The organism is Streptomyces sporangiiformans, assembly GCF_005768555.2.
Classification (GTDB): Bacteria; Actinomycetota; Actinomycetes; order Streptomycetales; family Streptomycetaceae; genus Streptomyces; species Streptomyces sporangiiformans.
On the sequence record NZ_VCHX02000083.1, the window covers coordinates 128255 to 143610 of the forward strand.

A 15356-nucleotide genomic window follows, 5' to 3' on the forward strand; every position below is an offset into this window, starting at 1 on the left:
AATCAGAGCCGATCGAGGATGCTACGGAGCTGCTTGACCTCGGCCGACTGGCCCTTGACGACGTCGCCGGCCAGCTGCTTGGCGTCGGCGTTCTTGCCGTTCTTCTGTTCGTCCTTGGCCATGCTGATCGCGCCCTCGTGATGGTCGATCATCATGTCCGCGAACATCCTGTCGAACTCCTTGCCCTTCATGGCCTTGAGCTCCTTCATGTCCCCGTCGGACATCATGCCGTCGCCGCCGTGGTCCATCCCGGGCATGGACTCCATCTCGGCCGGCTTGCCCCAGGACGTCAGCCATCCCTTCATCGTCTTGATCTCGGGGTCCTGGGCCTTTTCGACCTGCGCCGCCAAGTCCTTGACCTCCGAGTCGGAGGCGCGGCCGTCGGCCAGCTTGGCCATGGCCAGGGCCTGTTCGTGGTGCGGGATCATCATCTGCGCGAACGTGACGTCCGCGTCGTTGAAGTCCTTGGCTGCAGCGCTCTTCCCCGAGCCGGTGGTCTCCTTGGCCGACGACTTGCCGCTGCCGTGGTCCATGCCGCTCATGTCGTCGCCGCCACAGGCGGAGAGCAGCAGGGCTCCCGCCGCCACGGCGCCCACGGCGGCGATAAGGCGGGCGGACTTGCGGGGCGACGACTGGCGGGCGGGAAGGCGGCCGGGCTCGTGGCGCTGGGCACGCGTGAAGGCAGTCATGGTCGATTCACCTCATGTGTCTGTTCTTCTGGCTGTTTTGGCGTACGCGAGACCGCGGGAACGCGCGTGAAAGCGCGCCCGCGAGGGCGTCTCGGCCTACAGCCGAAGGACCGACAACTGAGTGAGATCGGGGCCGCGCGGCGGAGGGTTGGGCCGCGAGAACGCGGCGACCTGGGCGAGAAGGTTCGCCAGCCAGTCGGGCCGGCGGGCGAGAGCCGAGCGTACGAGCGCGGCAAGCACCCAGGCACCGAGCAGGACGGCCACGCACAGCGACATCATGTCCATCGCCATGACGGGCATATCGGCGGACGACGAGCGTGCGGAGGCAGTTGTGTGCTCCGCCCTCATGGGGGCTCGAGCAGCGGCAGGTTCGTCGCTCCCGGCAGCCGAATGCACCGTCGCCGGTGCATGGGATGCCGTGCTCATCTCATCGGCATGCGAGTCGTCGGGGTGTCCCAACGTGTGCATGACGAACACGCCGAGCGCGAGCACGACGACGAGCAGCAAGTGCCCGAGGGCGCCTGCTGTTCGAACGTATCGGCTCACGTTCAATGCCCGACCTTCCGGATCGCCGGCTGCTGATCTCCGCTCTCCGACGGTACCTAACGATCGGGGAGCCCGCTGGATCGGGGTCAATTGGGGGCGTCCGGCGCCCGCATCGAGCTCAGTGCCTTGCGCAGGGCGCCGACTTCCTCGGGAGACATCTGCTCGACGAAGTGGGCGAGGGCCGCGGGCCGGTCCTCGCTCGCGCCGAGCGCCTCCTCCATCAACGCGGCCGAGTACTGTTCGCGCGTGCGGACCGGTGTGTACACCCAGGCGCGGCCCTGCTTCCCGCGCAGCAGCCAGCCCTTGTTGTAGAGGATGTTCGCCACCGTCATCACGGTGGTGTAGGCGAGCGGCCGCTGCGTGTTGATGTCGTCGACGATCTCCCGCACCGTCGCCGGGCGTTTCCATCGCCACAGGCGGTCCATGATCTCCGCCTCGAGTTCCCCCAGCCGCCGCATGGTCGCTCCCGCTCCCTTATTCACCTCGATACGCAGGCCCAATGGTAGGACGTGGCCTCGAAGGAGGGATGACGGGTCGCGAGCGGATGGGCGGCGCACAGCGACCCATCCTCGTCAGCCCGCCTTCCCTCGAGCGGCCGGTGAAGCGCGCCAAATCTTGCTCAACTGTCCTATGGACTTGCTAATTTTAGCAATTCTTGACATCGTCACTCGTTGTCGTCCTTGGTCCCGGGCGGCCCGCTGTTGTGCGATGCCCGTCTGGCTCGGGTCGCACGCAAGGATGGGCCGTATGTCTTCGACGGGTGGGCGGATGCGACGGGGCGAGGTTGGGCAGGGGCAGCCGTTGAGGCCGCGGTCCTGTGCCGGGGAGGGGGTGGCACAGTGACCGCGCCCCTGTACCAACTGAAGGCCGAGTTCTTCAAAACGCTGGGGCATCCCGCCCGTATCCGCGTCCTCGAACTGCTGAGCGAGCGCGAGCATTCGGTCGCCGAGATGTTGCCCGAGGTGGGGATCGAGCCCGCGCATCTGTCGCAGCAGCTGGCGGTGTTGCGGCGGGCGAACCTGGTCGTGACCCGCAAGGAGGGCTCGACCGTGTACTACTCGATGACCACTCCGCATGTGGCGGAGCTGCTCAGGGTCGCGCGGACGATCCTGACCGGAGTCCTGGCCGGGCAGGCGGAACTGCTCGCCGACCTGCGGGCCACACAGACGCAGACCCAACCGCCGTCGTCTCCTGGCGTTCGTTGACGGCACCCGGTGTGGGTGGCGCACAGCGTCCACGGCTTCAGCGCTCCGGCGCAGGCAGGAGTAGAAAAAGAACCAGAGGACGGTGAGGACGATGGAGCTGCCCCTGGTCGTGGGCGTCGACGGATCCGAAGCCGGTATGCGTGCCGTGGACTGGGCGGCGGACGAGGCCACTCTGCACGGGATACCGCTGCGCCTGGTGTACGCCTCGCTGTGGGCGCGGTACGAGGGCGCGGCGCTCGCCGAAGGACTGGACGCATCCTCCGAGCGGAAACTGCCCCACGACATCGTCGAGGTCGCCGCGCGCCGCGCCCACCGCCGCGCGACGGACCTGAAGGTCGCCACCGAGGTGCTGCCCGAGGAGCCGGTGCCCGCTCTGCTGCGCGCGGGCCGTAACGCGTCCGCGCTGGTCGTCGGCGCGCGCGGCCGCAGCGGCATCGCGGAGCTGCTGCTCGGCTCGGTCGGCCTCGCGGTCGCCGCCCGGGCCCACTGCCCGGTGATCGTGCTGCGCGGCAGCCACGACAACCAGGCCAGGACCGGAATACGGCAGCGCATCGCGCTGGGCGTCGGCGGGGAACCGCACCACGCGGCGGCCGTGCGCTTCGCGTTCCGGGAGGCGGAGGAACGGCGCGTCCCGTTGGAAGCCGTACGAGCCTGGCGCCGCCCCGCGCACGAGAACGCCGGCCATCCCCTGCTCGCCGGAGCCCCCGCCCGTCTCCACGAGGAGCGGGCCGCACAGACCCCTGGAGGCGGCGCTGCTCGACGCCGCCACCGACCCCACCCGTCGGTGGAACTGCACCGGCGCACGGTCGAAGGGACCGCCCGAAGGGTGCTCCTCGACGCCTCGGCCCATGCGGATCTGCTGGTCGTCGGGGCGCGGCGGCGCCACGGGCACTTCGGGCTCCAGCTCGGCCGGGTCGCCCACACGGTCCTGCACCACTCCGCCTGCCCCGTCGCCGTCGTACCCCAGCCGGCATGAACGCCGTGACGCGTCCCCGAGGCTCTCGCCGAGGGCGGCTCAGAGGCTCGCCGCGTGATCGGGCACGTACGTCTGCAGGTCACGCGGTGGGCGCTCATAGCCGGTCGACGCCGGCCGGTCCGGCAGCTCGAGCACCGGCGGCGGCACCTCGTGGTAGGGCACGGAGTCGAGCAGGTGAGCGATCATGTTCAGCCTGGCCCGGCGCTTGTCGTCGCTCTCGACGACGAACCATGGCGCCTCCGAGATGTCGGTGTGCACCATCATCTCGTCCTTCGCCCGGGAGTACGCCTCCCAGCGAGTGATCGACTCCAGGTCCATCGGGGAGAGCTTCCAGCGCTTCGTCGGATCCTCCAGCCGGCGCCGGAACCGCTCCTGCTGCGCCGCGTCGCTCACCGAGAACCAGTACTTGCGCAGCAGGATCCCCTCCTCCACCAGCATCCGCTCGAAGATCGGGCACTGGCGCAGAAACAGCTGGTACTCCTCCTTCGTGCAGAAACCCATCACGTGCTCGACGCCGGCGCGGTTGTACCAGCTGCGGTCGAACAGCACGATCTCCCCGGCGGCCGGCAGATGCTCGACGTACCGCTGGAAATACCACTGCGTGCGTTCACGTTCCGTCGGCTTGGGGAGGGCCGCGATCCGGGCGACCCGCGGGTTGAGGTGCTCCGCGACCCGCTTGATGGTGCCGCCCTTGCCGGCCGCGTCCCGGCCCTCGAACACGACGACGAGCCGGGCGCCCTCGACCCGGATCCACTCCTGGAGCTTCACCAACTCCGTCTGAAGGCGCAGCAGTTCCTGCTCGTACACCTTGCGCGGCAGGGTTGCCGCCTTCTTGTCGGCCATGCCGCCTCCTCCGCTCGATGACCTACGTCGATGACGTACGGAGCCACCATGCACGGGGTCGAACACCTGGACAGCACCGTACTGACCGACCAGGACGCACGCACCCCGGACGACCAGGTACGTGTCCTGCGTATCCGCCTTGCTGCCGCGCAGGTCCCTGTGCCGTTGTCCGCGTCGGCTCCGCTGAAGAGGGAACAGGGAAGGGGAAGGGGGAGAGAAGGAGGACCACCATGCCGAACAACGTGTTGGTCGCCTACGGAACGACGAACGGATCAACCGCGCGCATCGCCGAGGTCATCGCCGAGGTCCTGCGCAAGGACGGAATGACGGCCGAGGCGCTGCCCGCCCGGTCCGTGACAAGTGTGGAGCCGTACGACGCCGTGATCGTCGGCGGCGGACTGTACGCCGGGCGCTGGCACAAGGACGCCCGCCGGTTCGTCCGCCGTCACCACACCGCCCTGGCCGAGCGCCCACTGTGGTTCTTCAGCAGCGGCCCGCTCGATGCCTCCGCCTCGGAGCGGGACATCCCGCCCGTGCCCGGCGTCCATCGGGCCATGGTCCGGCTCGGGGCCGAGGGGCACGTCACCTTCGGGGGCTGCCTGGAGGAGGGCGCGAAGGGGTTCATCGCCCGCAAGATCGTGGCCTCCGGGAAGGGCGGGGACTTCCGTGACTTCGAGCAGATCGAGCGGTGGGCGGCGCGCACCGCCGGCGAGATCGCGGGCGCGTCCGCGGTGCGCTGACGGCGGTGCGCTGACGGCGGGGGCTCAGCGGCTGGGCGTGCGCGGATCGGCAGGGCCGGTCAGCTGCACGATGTCGTCGGAGGCGACGTCGTGCAGCCGGATGGCCAGATCCTCCAGGGCACGACTGGCCGCGAGCTCGTCGCCGATCTCCGGAATGGGGCGATCGATCGGGTTGCGCCGCGCCTCGCCCCTCCCCGTGACCGTCGACGTGTCCTGGGTGGTCAGGACAGCCCGTGCGCGGGTGTCGTCGCCTTCTTCAGTGATGAAGATCTGAACGGTCCACTGTTTGGCTTCCATCATGATCACTTCCGTGCGGCAGAGGCGCGCCAGGAAAGGAAAGGACGGGAAGGGCCCTATCCACTTCTCGCGGATCCCGATTGCGCGGTGCACGGCTCTGGGCCGCTTCCCCGCGTCTTTTGTCGAGTCCTTCCCGCCACATCCAGCACACCACACCGCCCCCGCAACCGCCAGGGGCCGACCGGCCCAAGCTTCGCCGGTCCGGCGACGGGACCGACCGGCCCATGCCGATGTCGTCTGTTCGGGTCAGGATGGAAGGTGAGGCTGCTCCGCCCGAGGAACCGAGGAAAGGGCATCGTCGTGAAAGCACTGGTCTTCCATGGCCCCGGAGAGTCCGCCTGGGAGGACGTCGCGGACCCGGGCCTCCAGGACGCCACGGACGCGATCGTCCGCGTCGACACCACCACGATCTGCGGTACCGACCTGCACATCCTCAAGGGCGACGTACCGGAGGTACCCCCCGGCACCGTCCTCGGGCACGAAGCCGTCGGCGAGGTCGTCGAGATCGGCAGTGACGTACGCACCGTCCGGCCAGGCGACCGGGTCCTGGTCTCGTGCATCACGGCATGCGGCCGATGCCGTTTCTGCCGGGACGGCGCTTACGGTCAGTGCCTCGGCGGCGGGGGATGGATCCTCGGCCACCTGATCAACGGCGCGCAGGCCGAGTACGTCCGTGTGCCCCACGCCGACCTGTCCGTGCACCTGCTGCCCGGCGCCGTGGACAGCAAGGACGCCGTGCTGCTGGCCGACATCTTCCCCACCGCCTACGAGGTGGGGGTGCTGAACGGCTGTGTACGGCCGGGGGACACCGTCGCCGTCGTCGGGGCCGGTCCCATCGGGCTCGCCGCGATCGTCGCGGCTCAGCTGTACTCGCCCGAACGGATCATCGCGGTCGACCTCGCGCCCACCCGGCTCGACGCGGCCAAACGCCTCGGCGCGGACGCCGTGGTCGACGCGATGGAGGAGCCCGAGCTGCTGGTCGCCGACCTCACGGAAGGGCTTGGCGCCGACGTGGTCGTCGAAGCGGTGGGAGTACCGGAAAGCTTCGAGGCGTGCCTGCGCATGGTGCGCCCCGGCGGGCGCGTGGCCAATGTCGGCGTGCACGGCAAGCCCGTGACACTGCACCTCGAAGAGCTGTGGATCAAGAACGTGACGATCACCACCGGACTGGTCGACACGTACTCCACGCCCATCCTGCTGCGCATGATGGCCGCCGGCCGGCTTCCCGGGTCGTCCCTGGTCACCCACATCTTCCAGCTGGAGCAGATGGAGGAGGCGTACGACGTCTTCTCCCGGGCGGCCGACACCGGCGCGATCAAGGTCGTCCTCGGCGGGCAGCCGCATGATGTCGTGTCGGTGAGGGCGGCCTGACCGCAGCGGCACGCCTCTTCACATCACCAGGCCGTAGCGGGCAGATACCCGGGGCTGGAACTCACGGGCCGGGGGAGCCGGGCGGTGCGGACGGAGGAGGTGTGCTGGGCTGAGCCGAGGCGCTCGGCTCGGCCAAGGCGGCCTGGGCGAGGAGCCGATGGGCCAGATCGCGTGCCTCGGCCGCGGTCAACGAGGCCCAGAGGCCATGCTCACCGGACCGGTCGGGGCCCACGTCCAGAGCGATCCGGTTGATCGGCCGTTCCGAGATCTTCAGCCGCAGGCACTTCACGGCGATCCGCCGACCGCAGGACGTCACCAGCGGCGCCTCTCCTGCCGGACGAGCTCGCCCTTGCCCTGACGTCGTCATCGGTCTCACACCCTTCCCGGGCCTCTGCGTCGGGCTCCGACGAGAGGTTCTGCCCCTTTTGATCCCTGCGGCGGTATTACGGGCAGCGCTGTCCGGTCCCGGTTTGTTCCCGGGTGCCGCGTCCCGGTGGAGTGCGGCGTGTGGCGTGCGGCGGTCGTGCCCGCCCAGAGGTCCCGGAAGGCGTTCAGCGGCGGGCCAGGAGCCCGTACAGGAGAGGGATGCGTGGGGAGCTGTCCGGCAGGCGCCACCAGCCGGACGGGGTGCGGTGCATCTCGGGCCAGCGGGGCCACGGCAGTTCGTCGCTCTCCCGGAGCCGCTCGATCCGCAGGCCTGCCCCCACCAGGGCGTCGACGACCTCGCCGAGGCCATGCATCCACTCGAAACTGTCCGTGGCGCCCGCCACTGCCGGGCCGTCCGTGTACGTGTACCTGGCGTCCCGGTGCACGGCCGTCCCGCGCCCCAAGTAGTCGTGGCGCAGCACGAGTTCGGAGCCTTCGCCCTCGGCGGGCTTGGGCCCCAGCGAGTTGAGGAGCGGATGGAACTCGGCGATGTACAGCCGACCCTCCGGGCGCAGGAGCCGAGCGACCGTCGCGGCCCAGCGGTCCAGGTCGGGCAGGTAGCACAGCGCGCCCTTGCCGGTGTAGACGACGTCGAAACGCCGCTCACCGAGAGCCTCGACGGCGTCGTACACATTGGCCCGTACGTACTCGACCTCGGCGCCCGCGCGTTGGGCGATGCCGGCCGCTGCCCTCACCGAGGCCTCGGAGATGTCGAGGCCGACCGCTCGGGCCCCGCGCTGAGCGAAGGCGATCGTCTCGGTGCCGAGGTGGCACTGGAGGTGCACCACATCCCGCCCGGACAGTTCGCCGAGGTCGTCCCACTCCCAGTCGGCGAACCAGCGGGCCGGGTCGAGGGACTGGTCCAGGCCGTAGAACCGGCTGACCAGGTGGATGGGTGTCCGGGCGTCCCAGTTCGCTTGGTTGGCCCGCATCATCCGCTCCGCGGCCGGGTCCAGCGGCTCCTGTCGCATGCTCGCATCGGTCATGAGGACATCCCATCGCAACGAGGCGTGATCAGGGCACCGTACTGCCGCGATGAGGTGGCTCGAAGTAGTGGCCCAACTGGCGTTCCAGGATGGTTGGTTGATCGTACGATCGCAGCGGCCATCGTTCGTCTCGCAGTCAGGAGGTCCCGGTGGACAGTACGCCCGCCACTCCGTATCGGATGAACCCGACCGGAGGCTGCCCGCACGCCGACAACGCGCGGCTGCTCGCACGCGGTGCTGTCGCGGAGGTGGTGCTGCCCGGTGAGGTGGAGGGCATGGCGGTGCTCGGGCACGAGGCGCTGAAGGAGTTCCTCGCGCATCCGGATGTCGCCAAGGGCGCGCGGCACTTCACCGCGCTGCGGGAGGGGCGGATCGCCGAGGGCTGGCCGCTGACGACCTTCGCCACCGTGCGGGGGATGACCACCGCCGACGGCGACGACCACCGGCGTCTGCGGTCCCTGGTGAGCAAGGCGTTCACGGCCCGGAGGATGGAGGAACTGAGGCCCCGCGTCGAGGAGTTGACCGACGAACTGCTCGACGGTCTCGGCCGCGCCGTCGAGGACGGGAACGGGGTCGCCGATCTGCGGCAGCACTTCGCGCTGCCACTGCCGCTGGGGGTGATCAGCGAACTGCTCGGCGTCGATGTCGAGCATCGGGACCGGCTGCACCACCTCTCCAACCAGGTGGTCGCCACGGACATCGCCGCGGAGAAGGCGGTCGCGGCCAATCGCGAACTGGTGGCCGTCCTGGGCGCGATCGCCGCCGCGCGGGCCGAGCGGCCGGGCGACGACCTCACCAGCGCGCTGATCGAGGCCCGCGACGAGGGCGGCGACCGGCTCAGCCAGGAGGAACTCATCGGCACCCTGGTCCTGATGATCATCGCCGGTCACGAGACCACGCTGCACCTCATCACCAATGCCGTCCGAGCCCTGTGCGGCCACCGCGACCAGCTCGACCTCGTACGGAAGGGCGATGCGAGCTGGGCGGACGTCGTCGAGGAGACACTGCGCTGGGACGCGCCCGTCAGCTACTTCCCCTTCCGCTATCCCGTGCGTGACCTGACCGTCGACGGCACCGTGATCCCCCGAGGGACACCGGTGCTCGCCGGTTACTCGGCCGCGGGGCGCGACCGCGCCGCGCACGGACCGGACGCCGACCGGTTCGATGTCACACGGCCCGGCCGCCCCGGCACCGTCCGGCACCTCTCGCTCGGGCACGGCGCCCACTACTGCCTCGGAGCGCCGCTCGCGCGCCTGGAAGCCACGATCGCCCTGGAGCGGTTGTTCGCCCGCTTCCCCGGCCTCGACCTCGCCCTGCCCGAAGCGGAGCTCTCCCGTCACTCCAGCTTCGTGGGCAACAGCGTGCGGACGCTTCCGGTGCGGATCTGAGCCTGCGGGCCCTGTCTCCCGCACGAGAAGGTGGAAGGGTGTCGATTCGGCGCGGGCCCGTTCGTCGGTGGGGTGCAGGGATCCCATGAGCACCAGGAGGAACCATGAAGTACATGCTGCTGGTCTGCGGCGACGACACCGCCGACGCCTCCGGCATGGCGCCCGTCGAGCCCTGGGTCGAGGAGCTGGGCGTCCAGAAGGGCGTACGGCTGCACGGCCACCGGCTTCGGCTGCCCGCGGAGGCGGTCACCGTACGGGTACGTGACGGCGAGGTGTTGCGCACCGACGGGCCGTTCGCGGAGACGAAGGAGTACATCGCCGGGTTCGACATCCTCGAGTGCGACAGCATGGAGGAGGCCATCCAGGCGGCCGCGAAGCATCCCGTGGCGACCATCGGTGCCATGGAGGTGCGCGCGTTCTGGTACGACGAGGACGCCGAGGCCGAGATCCGCCGCGTCGACGCCGACATCACCCGGGCCACCCGCGACCGGGACATCGACCGGCTGGTGGCCGCTTACGCCCCGGACGTCGAGGTGTTCCACCCCATGAGCGGTCTGGAGCAGCGCGGGATCGACGCCTTCCGCAAGGCTCAGGAGTGGTGGTTCTCCACCGTGACCGGCCCCGTGAGCCGTGATGTGCTCGACTTCCGCGTCCGGGTGGACGAGAGCGTCGCGTTCAGCCACGCGCTCGTCCGGATGCGCGCCACGCTCACCACCGGCGAGCCGCTGGACAGCACGGTGCGCGTGACCACCGGCTATCGTGCGGCGGGCGACCGCTGGCAGATCATCCACCAACACCTGTCCGTCCCGTTCGACGCCGGACTCACCGACGGCGCCGCAGGCTGAGGAGGATCGGTCATGAAGTACGTGTTGTTCATCTGTACCCCCGTGGGCGGCGAGGAGCTCAGCCCCGAGGAGATCGCCAAGGACCCCCGCTTCACCTCGTACATCGACGAGATGCGAGGCAGCGGCGTCGTCAAGGGCGGAGCGCGGCTGCGGCCGTCGACCGACGCCACCACCGTGCGCGTGCAGGGCGACGAAGTGCTGCTCAGCGACGGGCCGTTCGTGGAGTCGAAGGAGTATGTCGCGGGCTTCGACATCATCGAGGTGGCCGACCTCGACGAGGCCCTCGGGATCGCGTCGCGGCATCCCGCCGCACTGGGCGGCGGCTCGGTGGAGGTGCGGCCGGTCTGGGAGTGAACGACGTGGAGGCGGCGGTCGCCGCCGCCTTCCGTGAGGAATGGGGTCAGGTCGTCGCCACCCTCATCCGGGTGACCGGGGACTGGGACCTCGCCGAGGAGTGCGCGCAGGACGCCTTCGCCCAGGCCCTCGACCGGTGGCGGCGCGACGGAGTGCCGCGTCGCCCCGGCGCCTGGCTGACCACGACCGCGCGCAACCGAGCCCTCGACGTACTGCGGCGCGAGGCGGTGGGGGCCCAGAAGCTGCGGGAGGCGGCTGTGCTGGCGCGGGACGAGGGACCGTACGACCCCGATGACGAGGACGACAGCGGCGTCCGGGACGACCGGCTGCGGCTGATCTTCACCTGCTGCCACCCCGCGCTGCCCATCGAAGCCCGCGTGGCCCTGACACTGCGGACGCTCGCCGGGCTGACCACGCCCGAGATCGCCCGCGCCTTCCTCGTACCCGAGGCGACGATGGCGCAGCGCCTGGTGCGGGCCAAGCGGAAGATCCGCAACGCCGGCATCCCGTACCGCGTGCCGCCCGCGCATCTGCTGCCCGAACGCACCACGGGCGTGCTGGGCGTGGTCTACCTGCTCTTCAACGAGGGGTACGCCGCCACGTCCGGCGCCGATCTGGTGCGGACGAACCTGTGCGCGGAGGCCATCCGCCTCGCCCGCGTTCTGGCCCGGCTCATGCCCGACGAGCCCGAAGTACTCGGCCTCCTCGCGCTGCTTGTGCTGCACGACGCCCGCCGGGACACGCGTGTGGACGCGGCAGGGGAGCTGGTGACGCTGGAGGACCAGGACCGTACCGCCTGGGACCGCGCCGCGATCGATGAGGGCGCGGCCCTGCTGGAGACCGCCCTGCGCCGCGGCCGCGTCGGCCCATACCAGATCCAGGCCGCCATCGCGGCCTGTCACACCACCGCGGCCACGGCCGAGGAGACGGACTGGGCAGATATCGCGGCGCTCTATGGGGAGCTGGCGCGGTTCGTGCCGTCCGCTGTGGTGCGGCTGAACCGAGCCGTGGCGGTCGGCATGTCCGAGGGCGAGGAGGCCGGACTGGCCCTGGTGGAGGAGCTGGAGCAGGAGGGCGACCTGTCCGGCTACCACCTGCTGCCCGCCACCCGCGCGGACCTGCTGCGCCGCATGGGGCGTGCCCACGAGGCGGCCGAGGGCTACGCGCGGGCACTGGAGCTGGTGGAGAACGACGCCGAGCGACGGTTCCTCGAAAAACGGCTCGCGGAGTGTCGATCGGCTTAGAGGCCCTTCGTCGGTGGGGTGAAGGTACCCCTACGACACGGGAGAGGCCCATGACCGCCATCGTTCCCGCACGCCGCACCCGGACGGTTCTCCGGCTGCCGCGCCTGCTTCGCCTGTCGCACCTGCTTCGCCGGTCGCGCCTGCCACGCCTGTCGCACCCGCACCCGCACCCGCGTCGGCAGCCGTCGCCGCGCAGCGAACCCGGCGCCCCGGCCGACCAGGGGCCGGGCACACCGGACGTGTGGCTGGCCGGCCCCCGGCTGGGGGGTTGAGCAATATGACTGCCGGCACATCCGGAGCCCCACCCGTCACCGCCCCCGATCCCCGCCGTTGGCAGGCCCTCACGCTGCTCTGCCTGGCCGGGTTCATGGTGATCCTCGACGCGCAGATCGTCGTCCTCGCGCTGCCGTCCATCGCCGACGGGCTCGGCTTCTCCGCGGGCGGTGCCCAGTGGGTGATGAGCGCCTACCTGCTCAGCTTCGGCGGGCTGCTGCTCCTCGGCGGCCGCACCGCCGACCTGCTGGGGCGCCGTTGCGTCTTCATGACCGGCACGCTGCTGTTCGGAGTGTCCTCGCTGCTGTGCGGCTTCGCCTGGACGGCGGGTGTGCTGGTGGCGGCGCGCGCCGTGCAAGGCGTCTCGGCCGCCGTCATGGCGCCCACCGCGCTGTCCATCCTCCTCAACACCTTCGAAGAGGGTCCCGAACGCAACAAGGCCCTCGCCATCTGGTCGGGCAGCGGTGGCTTCGGCGCCACGGCCGCACTATTGATCGGCGGACCGCTCACCGATGTGCTGGGCTGGGAGTGGATCTTCTTCCTGAACGTGCCGGTGGCGCTCCTGCTCCTCTCCCTGAGCCCGGTGCTCCTGCGCGAGAGCCGCACCGAAGCACGCACCCGCTCGTACGACCCCGGTGGCGCCCTCGTCGCCACCTCCGCGCTCGTCGCGTGCGTGTACGCCGTGGTCGAGGCGCCCCGCGCCGGATGGCTGTCGGTCCAGACGGCGGGCCTGCTGATCGCCGCCGCCGCGCTGGCCCTGCTCTTCGTACGCATCGAGGCACGCTCGGCGTCACCACTGGTTCCGCTGCGGCTGCTGCGCTCCAAGTCCGTGAGCGGCGCTAACCTGGTGGTGTTCCTGCTCGGCAGCTCTGCCTTCGGCATGTCGTACGCCCTTTCCCAGTACGGACAGGGCGTTCTCGGTTACTCGCCGCTGCGGTTCGGTCTCTACAACGTGGTGATGCCCGCGACGGCCGTGATCGGCTCGTACGCCGGCCAGGCCCTGGTCACCCGCATCGGGCCACGCCCGGTAGCGGCCGGCGGCCTCGCGCTGGTCGGCGCGGGCAGCCTGCTGCTGGCCGGAGTGCCGGTGGACGGTGGCTTCGTCCGTGACCTCTTCCCGGGACTCCTCATCTTCGGACCCGGGCTCGGCGCCTGCGCGGTCGCCGGATCCATCGCCGCACTGACCGGGGTGGGGGAACGGGAGTCGGGCGTGGCCTCCGGCATCAACACCGCGGCCTTCCAGATCGGCGGTGCCTTCGGAGTCGCCGTCGTCGCGTCCGTCGCCCTCTCGTACACCGGCGGCGCCGATCGGCTCGCTGCCCTGACGGAGGGCCACCAGGCGGCGTTCACCGCGTGCGTCGTCCTCGCGGCGGTCGGGATGGCCTGCGCGCTGCTCCTGCTGCGAGGGCCCGGCCGCCCGTCGAAGCGGCGCACGGCGGCCGGGCGCGAAGCGGTGGGGCGCGAAGCGGTGGTCGCCTCGCGCCCGGAGCGTTCGTGACGGGCTACGAGAGCGTGACTTCGCGGTCCTCGGCGAGCTCGAAGATCCCGAATCCGAACCCGTCCGCCGTGATCGTGCCGCCGTCGACCGTCACTCCCGACACTTCCAGCGGCCGGCCGACGACGGGGCCGTCGTATGCGTGCCTCACCTCGTCCCGCTGTGGGTTGACGACGACGAGACAGCGTCCGCCGCGTACGTACACGAAGGGATATCCGGAGTGCAGGACCTCCACCGCTGCGCCCGAGCCCAGCTCCGGTGTGCGGGCGCGCAGGGCGATGAGGCGGCGCACGCGATGGAGGAGGGAGGTCTCGTCGGCGCGCTGGGCGGCGACGGTGGGGCGGTCGGGGGACGGGTCGAGCGGGAGGTAGAGGGCGTCCGCCGGGGCCGTGGAGAAACCGGCGTTCGGGCCGTCGTCCCACTGCATGGGGGTGCGTGAGCCCGCGCGGTTGTAGTGGGGGCCGATCACGCTGCCCTCCTTGTCGGGGAGGTTCGGGACGTAGCGCATGCCGATCTCGTCGCCGTAGTAGATCGCCGGAAGCGTGGGCCAGGTCAGCTGGAAGGCGAAGGCGACCGGGAGCTGTTCGGCCGTGCGCGGTCCGCAGTTGAGGCGGGAGAAGTCGTGGTTGGCGGTGGGCAGGGAGATGAACCCGCTGGAGCCGAGCGAGGTGGATGCCTGGTGATACGCCTCGATGAAGGGGCGAGGCGAACCCCTGCCGATCGCGTCGAAGAAACAGTCGAGCGGGTCCCAGTCTTCGTTGACCGTGCCCTCGCGGTTGCTCCACAGCGAGCGCAGGGCGAGCCCGTCGGCGGGGCCGCCGAAGTGGAGGAAGAAGTCCGCGTGGAAGCCCGCTGGTACGGAGACATCCGGTTCGCCCCACTCCGCGAGGAGCACCGCCTCCGGGTGCGTACGGTCCAGCCAGTGGCGCAGCTCCGTCCACAGCGCGCTGGTCGCGACCTTGCCCGGGTCGTCCTTGACCAGTGACGCGGCCATGTCGACGCGGAAGCCCGACACACCGAGCCGCACCCAGTGGTCCATGATCGTGCGCAGTGCCTCGCGGTTGGCTCGCGGGCCTTCGGCGTCCACGGGCAGGCGCCACGGCTCGGCCGGGTTCTCGCGCGCGTAGCCGAAGTTGAGGGCCGGCTGGGAGTCGAAGAAGTTCGGCAGATACGCGCCAGGGCGGCTGCCGGGGGAGGGGACGAAGCCGTCGGGGCAGCCCTGGGACGTCCAGATGTAGCGCTGGTCGTCGCGATCGTTCGCCGAGGCCGTGAACCAGGGGTGCTCGTCGGATGTGTGGCCGGCGACGAGGTCCAGCAGCACGCGGATGCCGCGCCGGCCCGCGAGATCGACGAGCTTGGCGAGATCTTCGCCGGTGCCGTAGCGGGGCGCGACGCTCAGGTAGTCGGAGACGTCGTATCCGGCGTCACGGAACGGTGAGACGAAGCAGGGATTGATCCACACGGTGTTGACGCCCAGCCACGCGAGGTGGTCGAGGCGCTCGGTGATCCCGTTGAAGTCGCCGATGCCGTCGCCGTTCGAGTCCGCGAACGACTGCGGATAGATCTGGTAGAAGACGGCGTCGGCCAGCCAGGCGGGTGCGGGACGGAAAGAGGTCATGAGGTTGACTACGGCCTTTCCTGAGGAGCACTTCGACATGGAGCGGCGCGGCCGACGAGA

Annotated in this window: 18 protein-coding genes; 10 read left to right on the top strand and 8 right to left on the bottom strand. The window is 70.5% G+C overall.

Annotated elements, in window-relative coordinates:
• Positions 1 to 2: 2 nt before the first annotated feature.
• The 3 genes from FGD71_RS09390 to FGD71_RS09400 form a co-directional block, all read right to left on the bottom strand.
• Positions 3 to 689: a DUF305 domain-containing protein gene (locus tag FGD71_RS09390; RefSeq protein WP_119099925.1), complete on the bottom strand. Its 687-nt coding sequence runs from the start codon at positions 687 to 689 to the stop codon at positions 3 to 5.
• A 96-nt stretch (positions 690 to 785) separates the two neighbouring features.
• Positions 786 to 1235 carry a DUF6153 family protein gene (locus FGD71_RS09395; protein ID WP_338120045.1) on the bottom strand — a complete coding sequence of 150 codons (450 nt, stop codon included), beginning with the start codon at positions 1233 to 1235 and terminating at the stop codon, positions 786 to 788.
• A gap of 86 nt (positions 1236 to 1321) precedes the next feature.
• Positions 1322 to 1693, bottom strand: a complete 372-nt coding sequence (locus FGD71_RS09400; protein WP_119099927.1) for a BlaI/MecI/CopY family transcriptional regulator — start codon at positions 1691 to 1693, stop codon at positions 1322 to 1324.
• A 381-nt stretch (positions 1694 to 2074) separates the two neighbouring features.
• Here FGD71_RS09400 and FGD71_RS09405 point away from each other — a divergent pair, with 381 nt between their 5' ends.
• Positions 2075 to 2440, top strand: a complete 366-nt coding sequence (locus FGD71_RS09405; protein ID WP_119099928.1) for an ArsR/SmtB family transcription factor — start codon at positions 2075 to 2077, stop codon at positions 2438 to 2440.
• Between the two features lie 91 nt (positions 2441 to 2531).
• Positions 2532 to 3416, top strand: coding sequence for a universal stress protein (locus FGD71_RS09410; RefSeq protein WP_119099929.1), 885 nt, complete (start codon positions 2532 to 2534; stop codon positions 3414 to 3416).
• A gap of 39 nt (positions 3417 to 3455) precedes the next feature.
• Here the strand turns inward: FGD71_RS09410 and ppk2 are convergent, their stop codons facing one another.
• The gene (gene ppk2, locus FGD71_RS09415; RefSeq protein ID WP_119099930.1) at positions 3456 to 4259 is read right to left on the bottom strand and encodes a polyphosphate kinase 2; all 804 of its coding nucleotides are present in this window, start codon (positions 4257 to 4259) and stop codon (positions 3456 to 3458) included.
• Positions 4260 to 4489: 230 nt separating this feature from the next.
• Between ppk2 and FGD71_RS09420 the strand changes: the two genes are divergently transcribed.
• Positions 4490 to 4999 (top strand): flavodoxin domain-containing protein, encoded by a 510-nt coding sequence (locus tag FGD71_RS09420; RefSeq protein WP_119099931.1) that lies wholly within the window; start codon positions 4490 to 4492, stop codon positions 4997 to 4999.
• 24 nt (positions 5000 to 5023) lie between these two features.
• Here FGD71_RS09420 and FGD71_RS09425 read toward each other — a convergent pair whose 3' ends face one another.
• Complete coding sequence (locus FGD71_RS09425) at positions 5024 to 5299, bottom strand: DUF1876 domain-containing protein (protein WP_338120046.1); 276 nt, start codon at positions 5297 to 5299, stop codon at positions 5024 to 5026.
• A 297-nt stretch (positions 5300 to 5596) separates the two neighbouring features.
• On the opposite strand from FGD71_RS09425, the gene FGD71_RS09430 reads away from it, so the two are divergent.
• Entirely contained in the window at positions 5597 to 6667 is a 1071-nt protein-coding gene (locus FGD71_RS09430; protein WP_119099932.1) for a zinc-dependent alcohol dehydrogenase family protein, read from the top strand.
• Positions 6668 to 6728: 61 nt separating this feature from the next.
• On the opposite strand, the gene FGD71_RS09435 is transcribed toward FGD71_RS09430, so the two are convergent.
• Together FGD71_RS09435 and FGD71_RS09440 are read right to left on the bottom strand one after the other, a co-directional pair.
• A complete protein-coding gene (locus FGD71_RS09435) occupies positions 6729 to 6983 on the bottom strand; it encodes a hypothetical protein (RefSeq protein ID WP_119099933.1) in 255 nt (84 codons plus the stop codon).
• A gap of 235 nt (positions 6984 to 7218) precedes the next feature.
• A complete protein-coding gene (locus FGD71_RS09440) occupies positions 7219 to 8079 on the bottom strand; it encodes a class I SAM-dependent methyltransferase (RefSeq protein ID WP_240436486.1) in 861 nt (286 codons plus the stop codon).
• 179 nt (positions 8080 to 8258) lie between these two features.
• On the opposite strand from FGD71_RS09440, the gene FGD71_RS09445 reads away from it, so the two are divergent.
• From FGD71_RS09445 to FGD71_RS09470, 6 genes are all read left to right on the top strand, one after another.
• Positions 8259 to 9467 (top strand): cytochrome P450 family protein, encoded by a 1209-nt coding sequence (locus tag FGD71_RS09445; protein WP_181359164.1) that lies wholly within the window; start codon positions 8259 to 8261, stop codon positions 9465 to 9467.
• Between the two features lie 104 nt (positions 9468 to 9571).
• Positions 9572 to 10312 carry an SgcJ/EcaC family oxidoreductase gene (locus FGD71_RS09450; protein ID WP_119099935.1) on the top strand — a complete coding sequence of 247 codons (741 nt, stop codon included), beginning with the start codon at positions 9572 to 9574 and terminating at the stop codon, positions 10310 to 10312.
• Positions 10313 to 10324: 12 nt separating this feature from the next.
• The gene (locus tag FGD71_RS09455) at positions 10325 to 10666 is read left to right on the top strand and encodes a YciI family protein (protein WP_119099936.1); all 342 of its coding nucleotides are present in this window, start codon (positions 10325 to 10327) and stop codon (positions 10664 to 10666) included.
• A complete protein-coding gene (locus tag FGD71_RS09460; protein ID WP_119099937.1) occupies positions 10657 to 11910 on the top strand; it encodes an RNA polymerase sigma factor in 1254 nt (417 codons plus the stop codon). Before FGD71_RS09455 ends, FGD71_RS09460 begins: the two co-directional genes overlap by 10 nt.
• Before the next feature lie 50 nt (positions 11911 to 11960).
• Entirely contained in the window at positions 11961 to 12182 is a 222-nt protein-coding gene (locus tag FGD71_RS47315) for a hypothetical protein (protein ID WP_162931078.1), read from the top strand.
• Between the two features lie 5 nt (positions 12183 to 12187).
• Entirely contained in the window at positions 12188 to 13681 is a 1494-nt protein-coding gene (locus FGD71_RS09470) for an MFS transporter (RefSeq protein WP_119099939.1), read from the top strand.
• A gap of 4 nt (positions 13682 to 13685) precedes the next feature.
• Here FGD71_RS09470 and FGD71_RS09475 read toward each other — a convergent pair whose 3' ends face one another.
• The gene (locus FGD71_RS09475) at positions 13686 to 15296 is read right to left on the bottom strand and encodes an alpha-amylase family glycosyl hydrolase (RefSeq protein WP_119099940.1); all 1611 of its coding nucleotides are present in this window, start codon (positions 15294 to 15296) and stop codon (positions 13686 to 13688) included.
• Between the last annotated feature and the right edge of the window lie 60 nt (positions 15297 to 15356).

Excerpts from the sequence above, each read along its gene's own strand:
- FGD71_RS09390 (WP_119099925.1), bottom strand. The coding sequence starts at position 689 with ATGACTGCCTTCACGCGTGCCCAGCGCCACGAGCCCGGCCGCCTTCCC.
- FGD71_RS09400 (WP_119099927.1), bottom strand. The coding sequence starts at position 1,693 with ATGCGGCGGCTGGGGGAACTCGAGGCGGAGATCATGGACCGCCTGTGG.
- FGD71_RS09410 (WP_119099929.1), top strand. The coding sequence starts at position 2,532 with ATGGAGCTGCCCCTGGTCGTGGGCGTCGACGGATCCGAAGCCGGTATG.
- ppk2 (WP_119099930.1), bottom strand. The coding sequence starts at position 4,259 with ATGGCCGACAAGAAGGCGGCAACCCTGCCGCGCAAGGTGTACGAGCAG.
- FGD71_RS09420 (WP_119099931.1), top strand. The coding sequence starts at position 4,490 with ATGCCGAACAACGTGTTGGTCGCCTACGGAACGACGAACGGATCAACC.
- FGD71_RS09425 (WP_338120046.1), bottom strand. The coding sequence starts at position 5,299 with ATGATGGAAGCCAAACAGTGGACCGTTCAGATCTTCATCACTGAAGAA.
- FGD71_RS09440 (WP_240436486.1), bottom strand. The coding sequence starts at position 8,079 with ATGACCGATGCGAGCATGCGACAGGAGCCGCTGGACCCGGCCGCGGAG.
- FGD71_RS09445 (WP_181359164.1), top strand. The coding sequence starts at position 8,259 with ATGAACCCGACCGGAGGCTGCCCGCACGCCGACAACGCGCGGCTGCTC.
- FGD71_RS09450 (WP_119099935.1), top strand. The coding sequence starts at position 9,572 with ATGAAGTACATGCTGCTGGTCTGCGGCGACGACACCGCCGACGCCTCC.
- FGD71_RS09455 (WP_119099936.1), top strand. The coding sequence starts at position 10,325 with ATGAAGTACGTGTTGTTCATCTGTACCCCCGTGGGCGGCGAGGAGCTC.
- FGD71_RS47315 (WP_162931078.1), top strand. The coding sequence starts at position 11,961 with ATGACCGCCATCGTTCCCGCACGCCGCACCCGGACGGTTCTCCGGCTG.
- FGD71_RS09470 (WP_119099939.1), top strand. The coding sequence starts at position 12,188 with ATGACTGCCGGCACATCCGGAGCCCCACCCGTCACCGCCCCCGATCCC.
- FGD71_RS09475 (WP_119099940.1), bottom strand. The coding sequence starts at position 15,296 with ATGACCTCTTTCCGTCCCGCACCCGCCTGGCTGGCCGACGCCGTCTTC.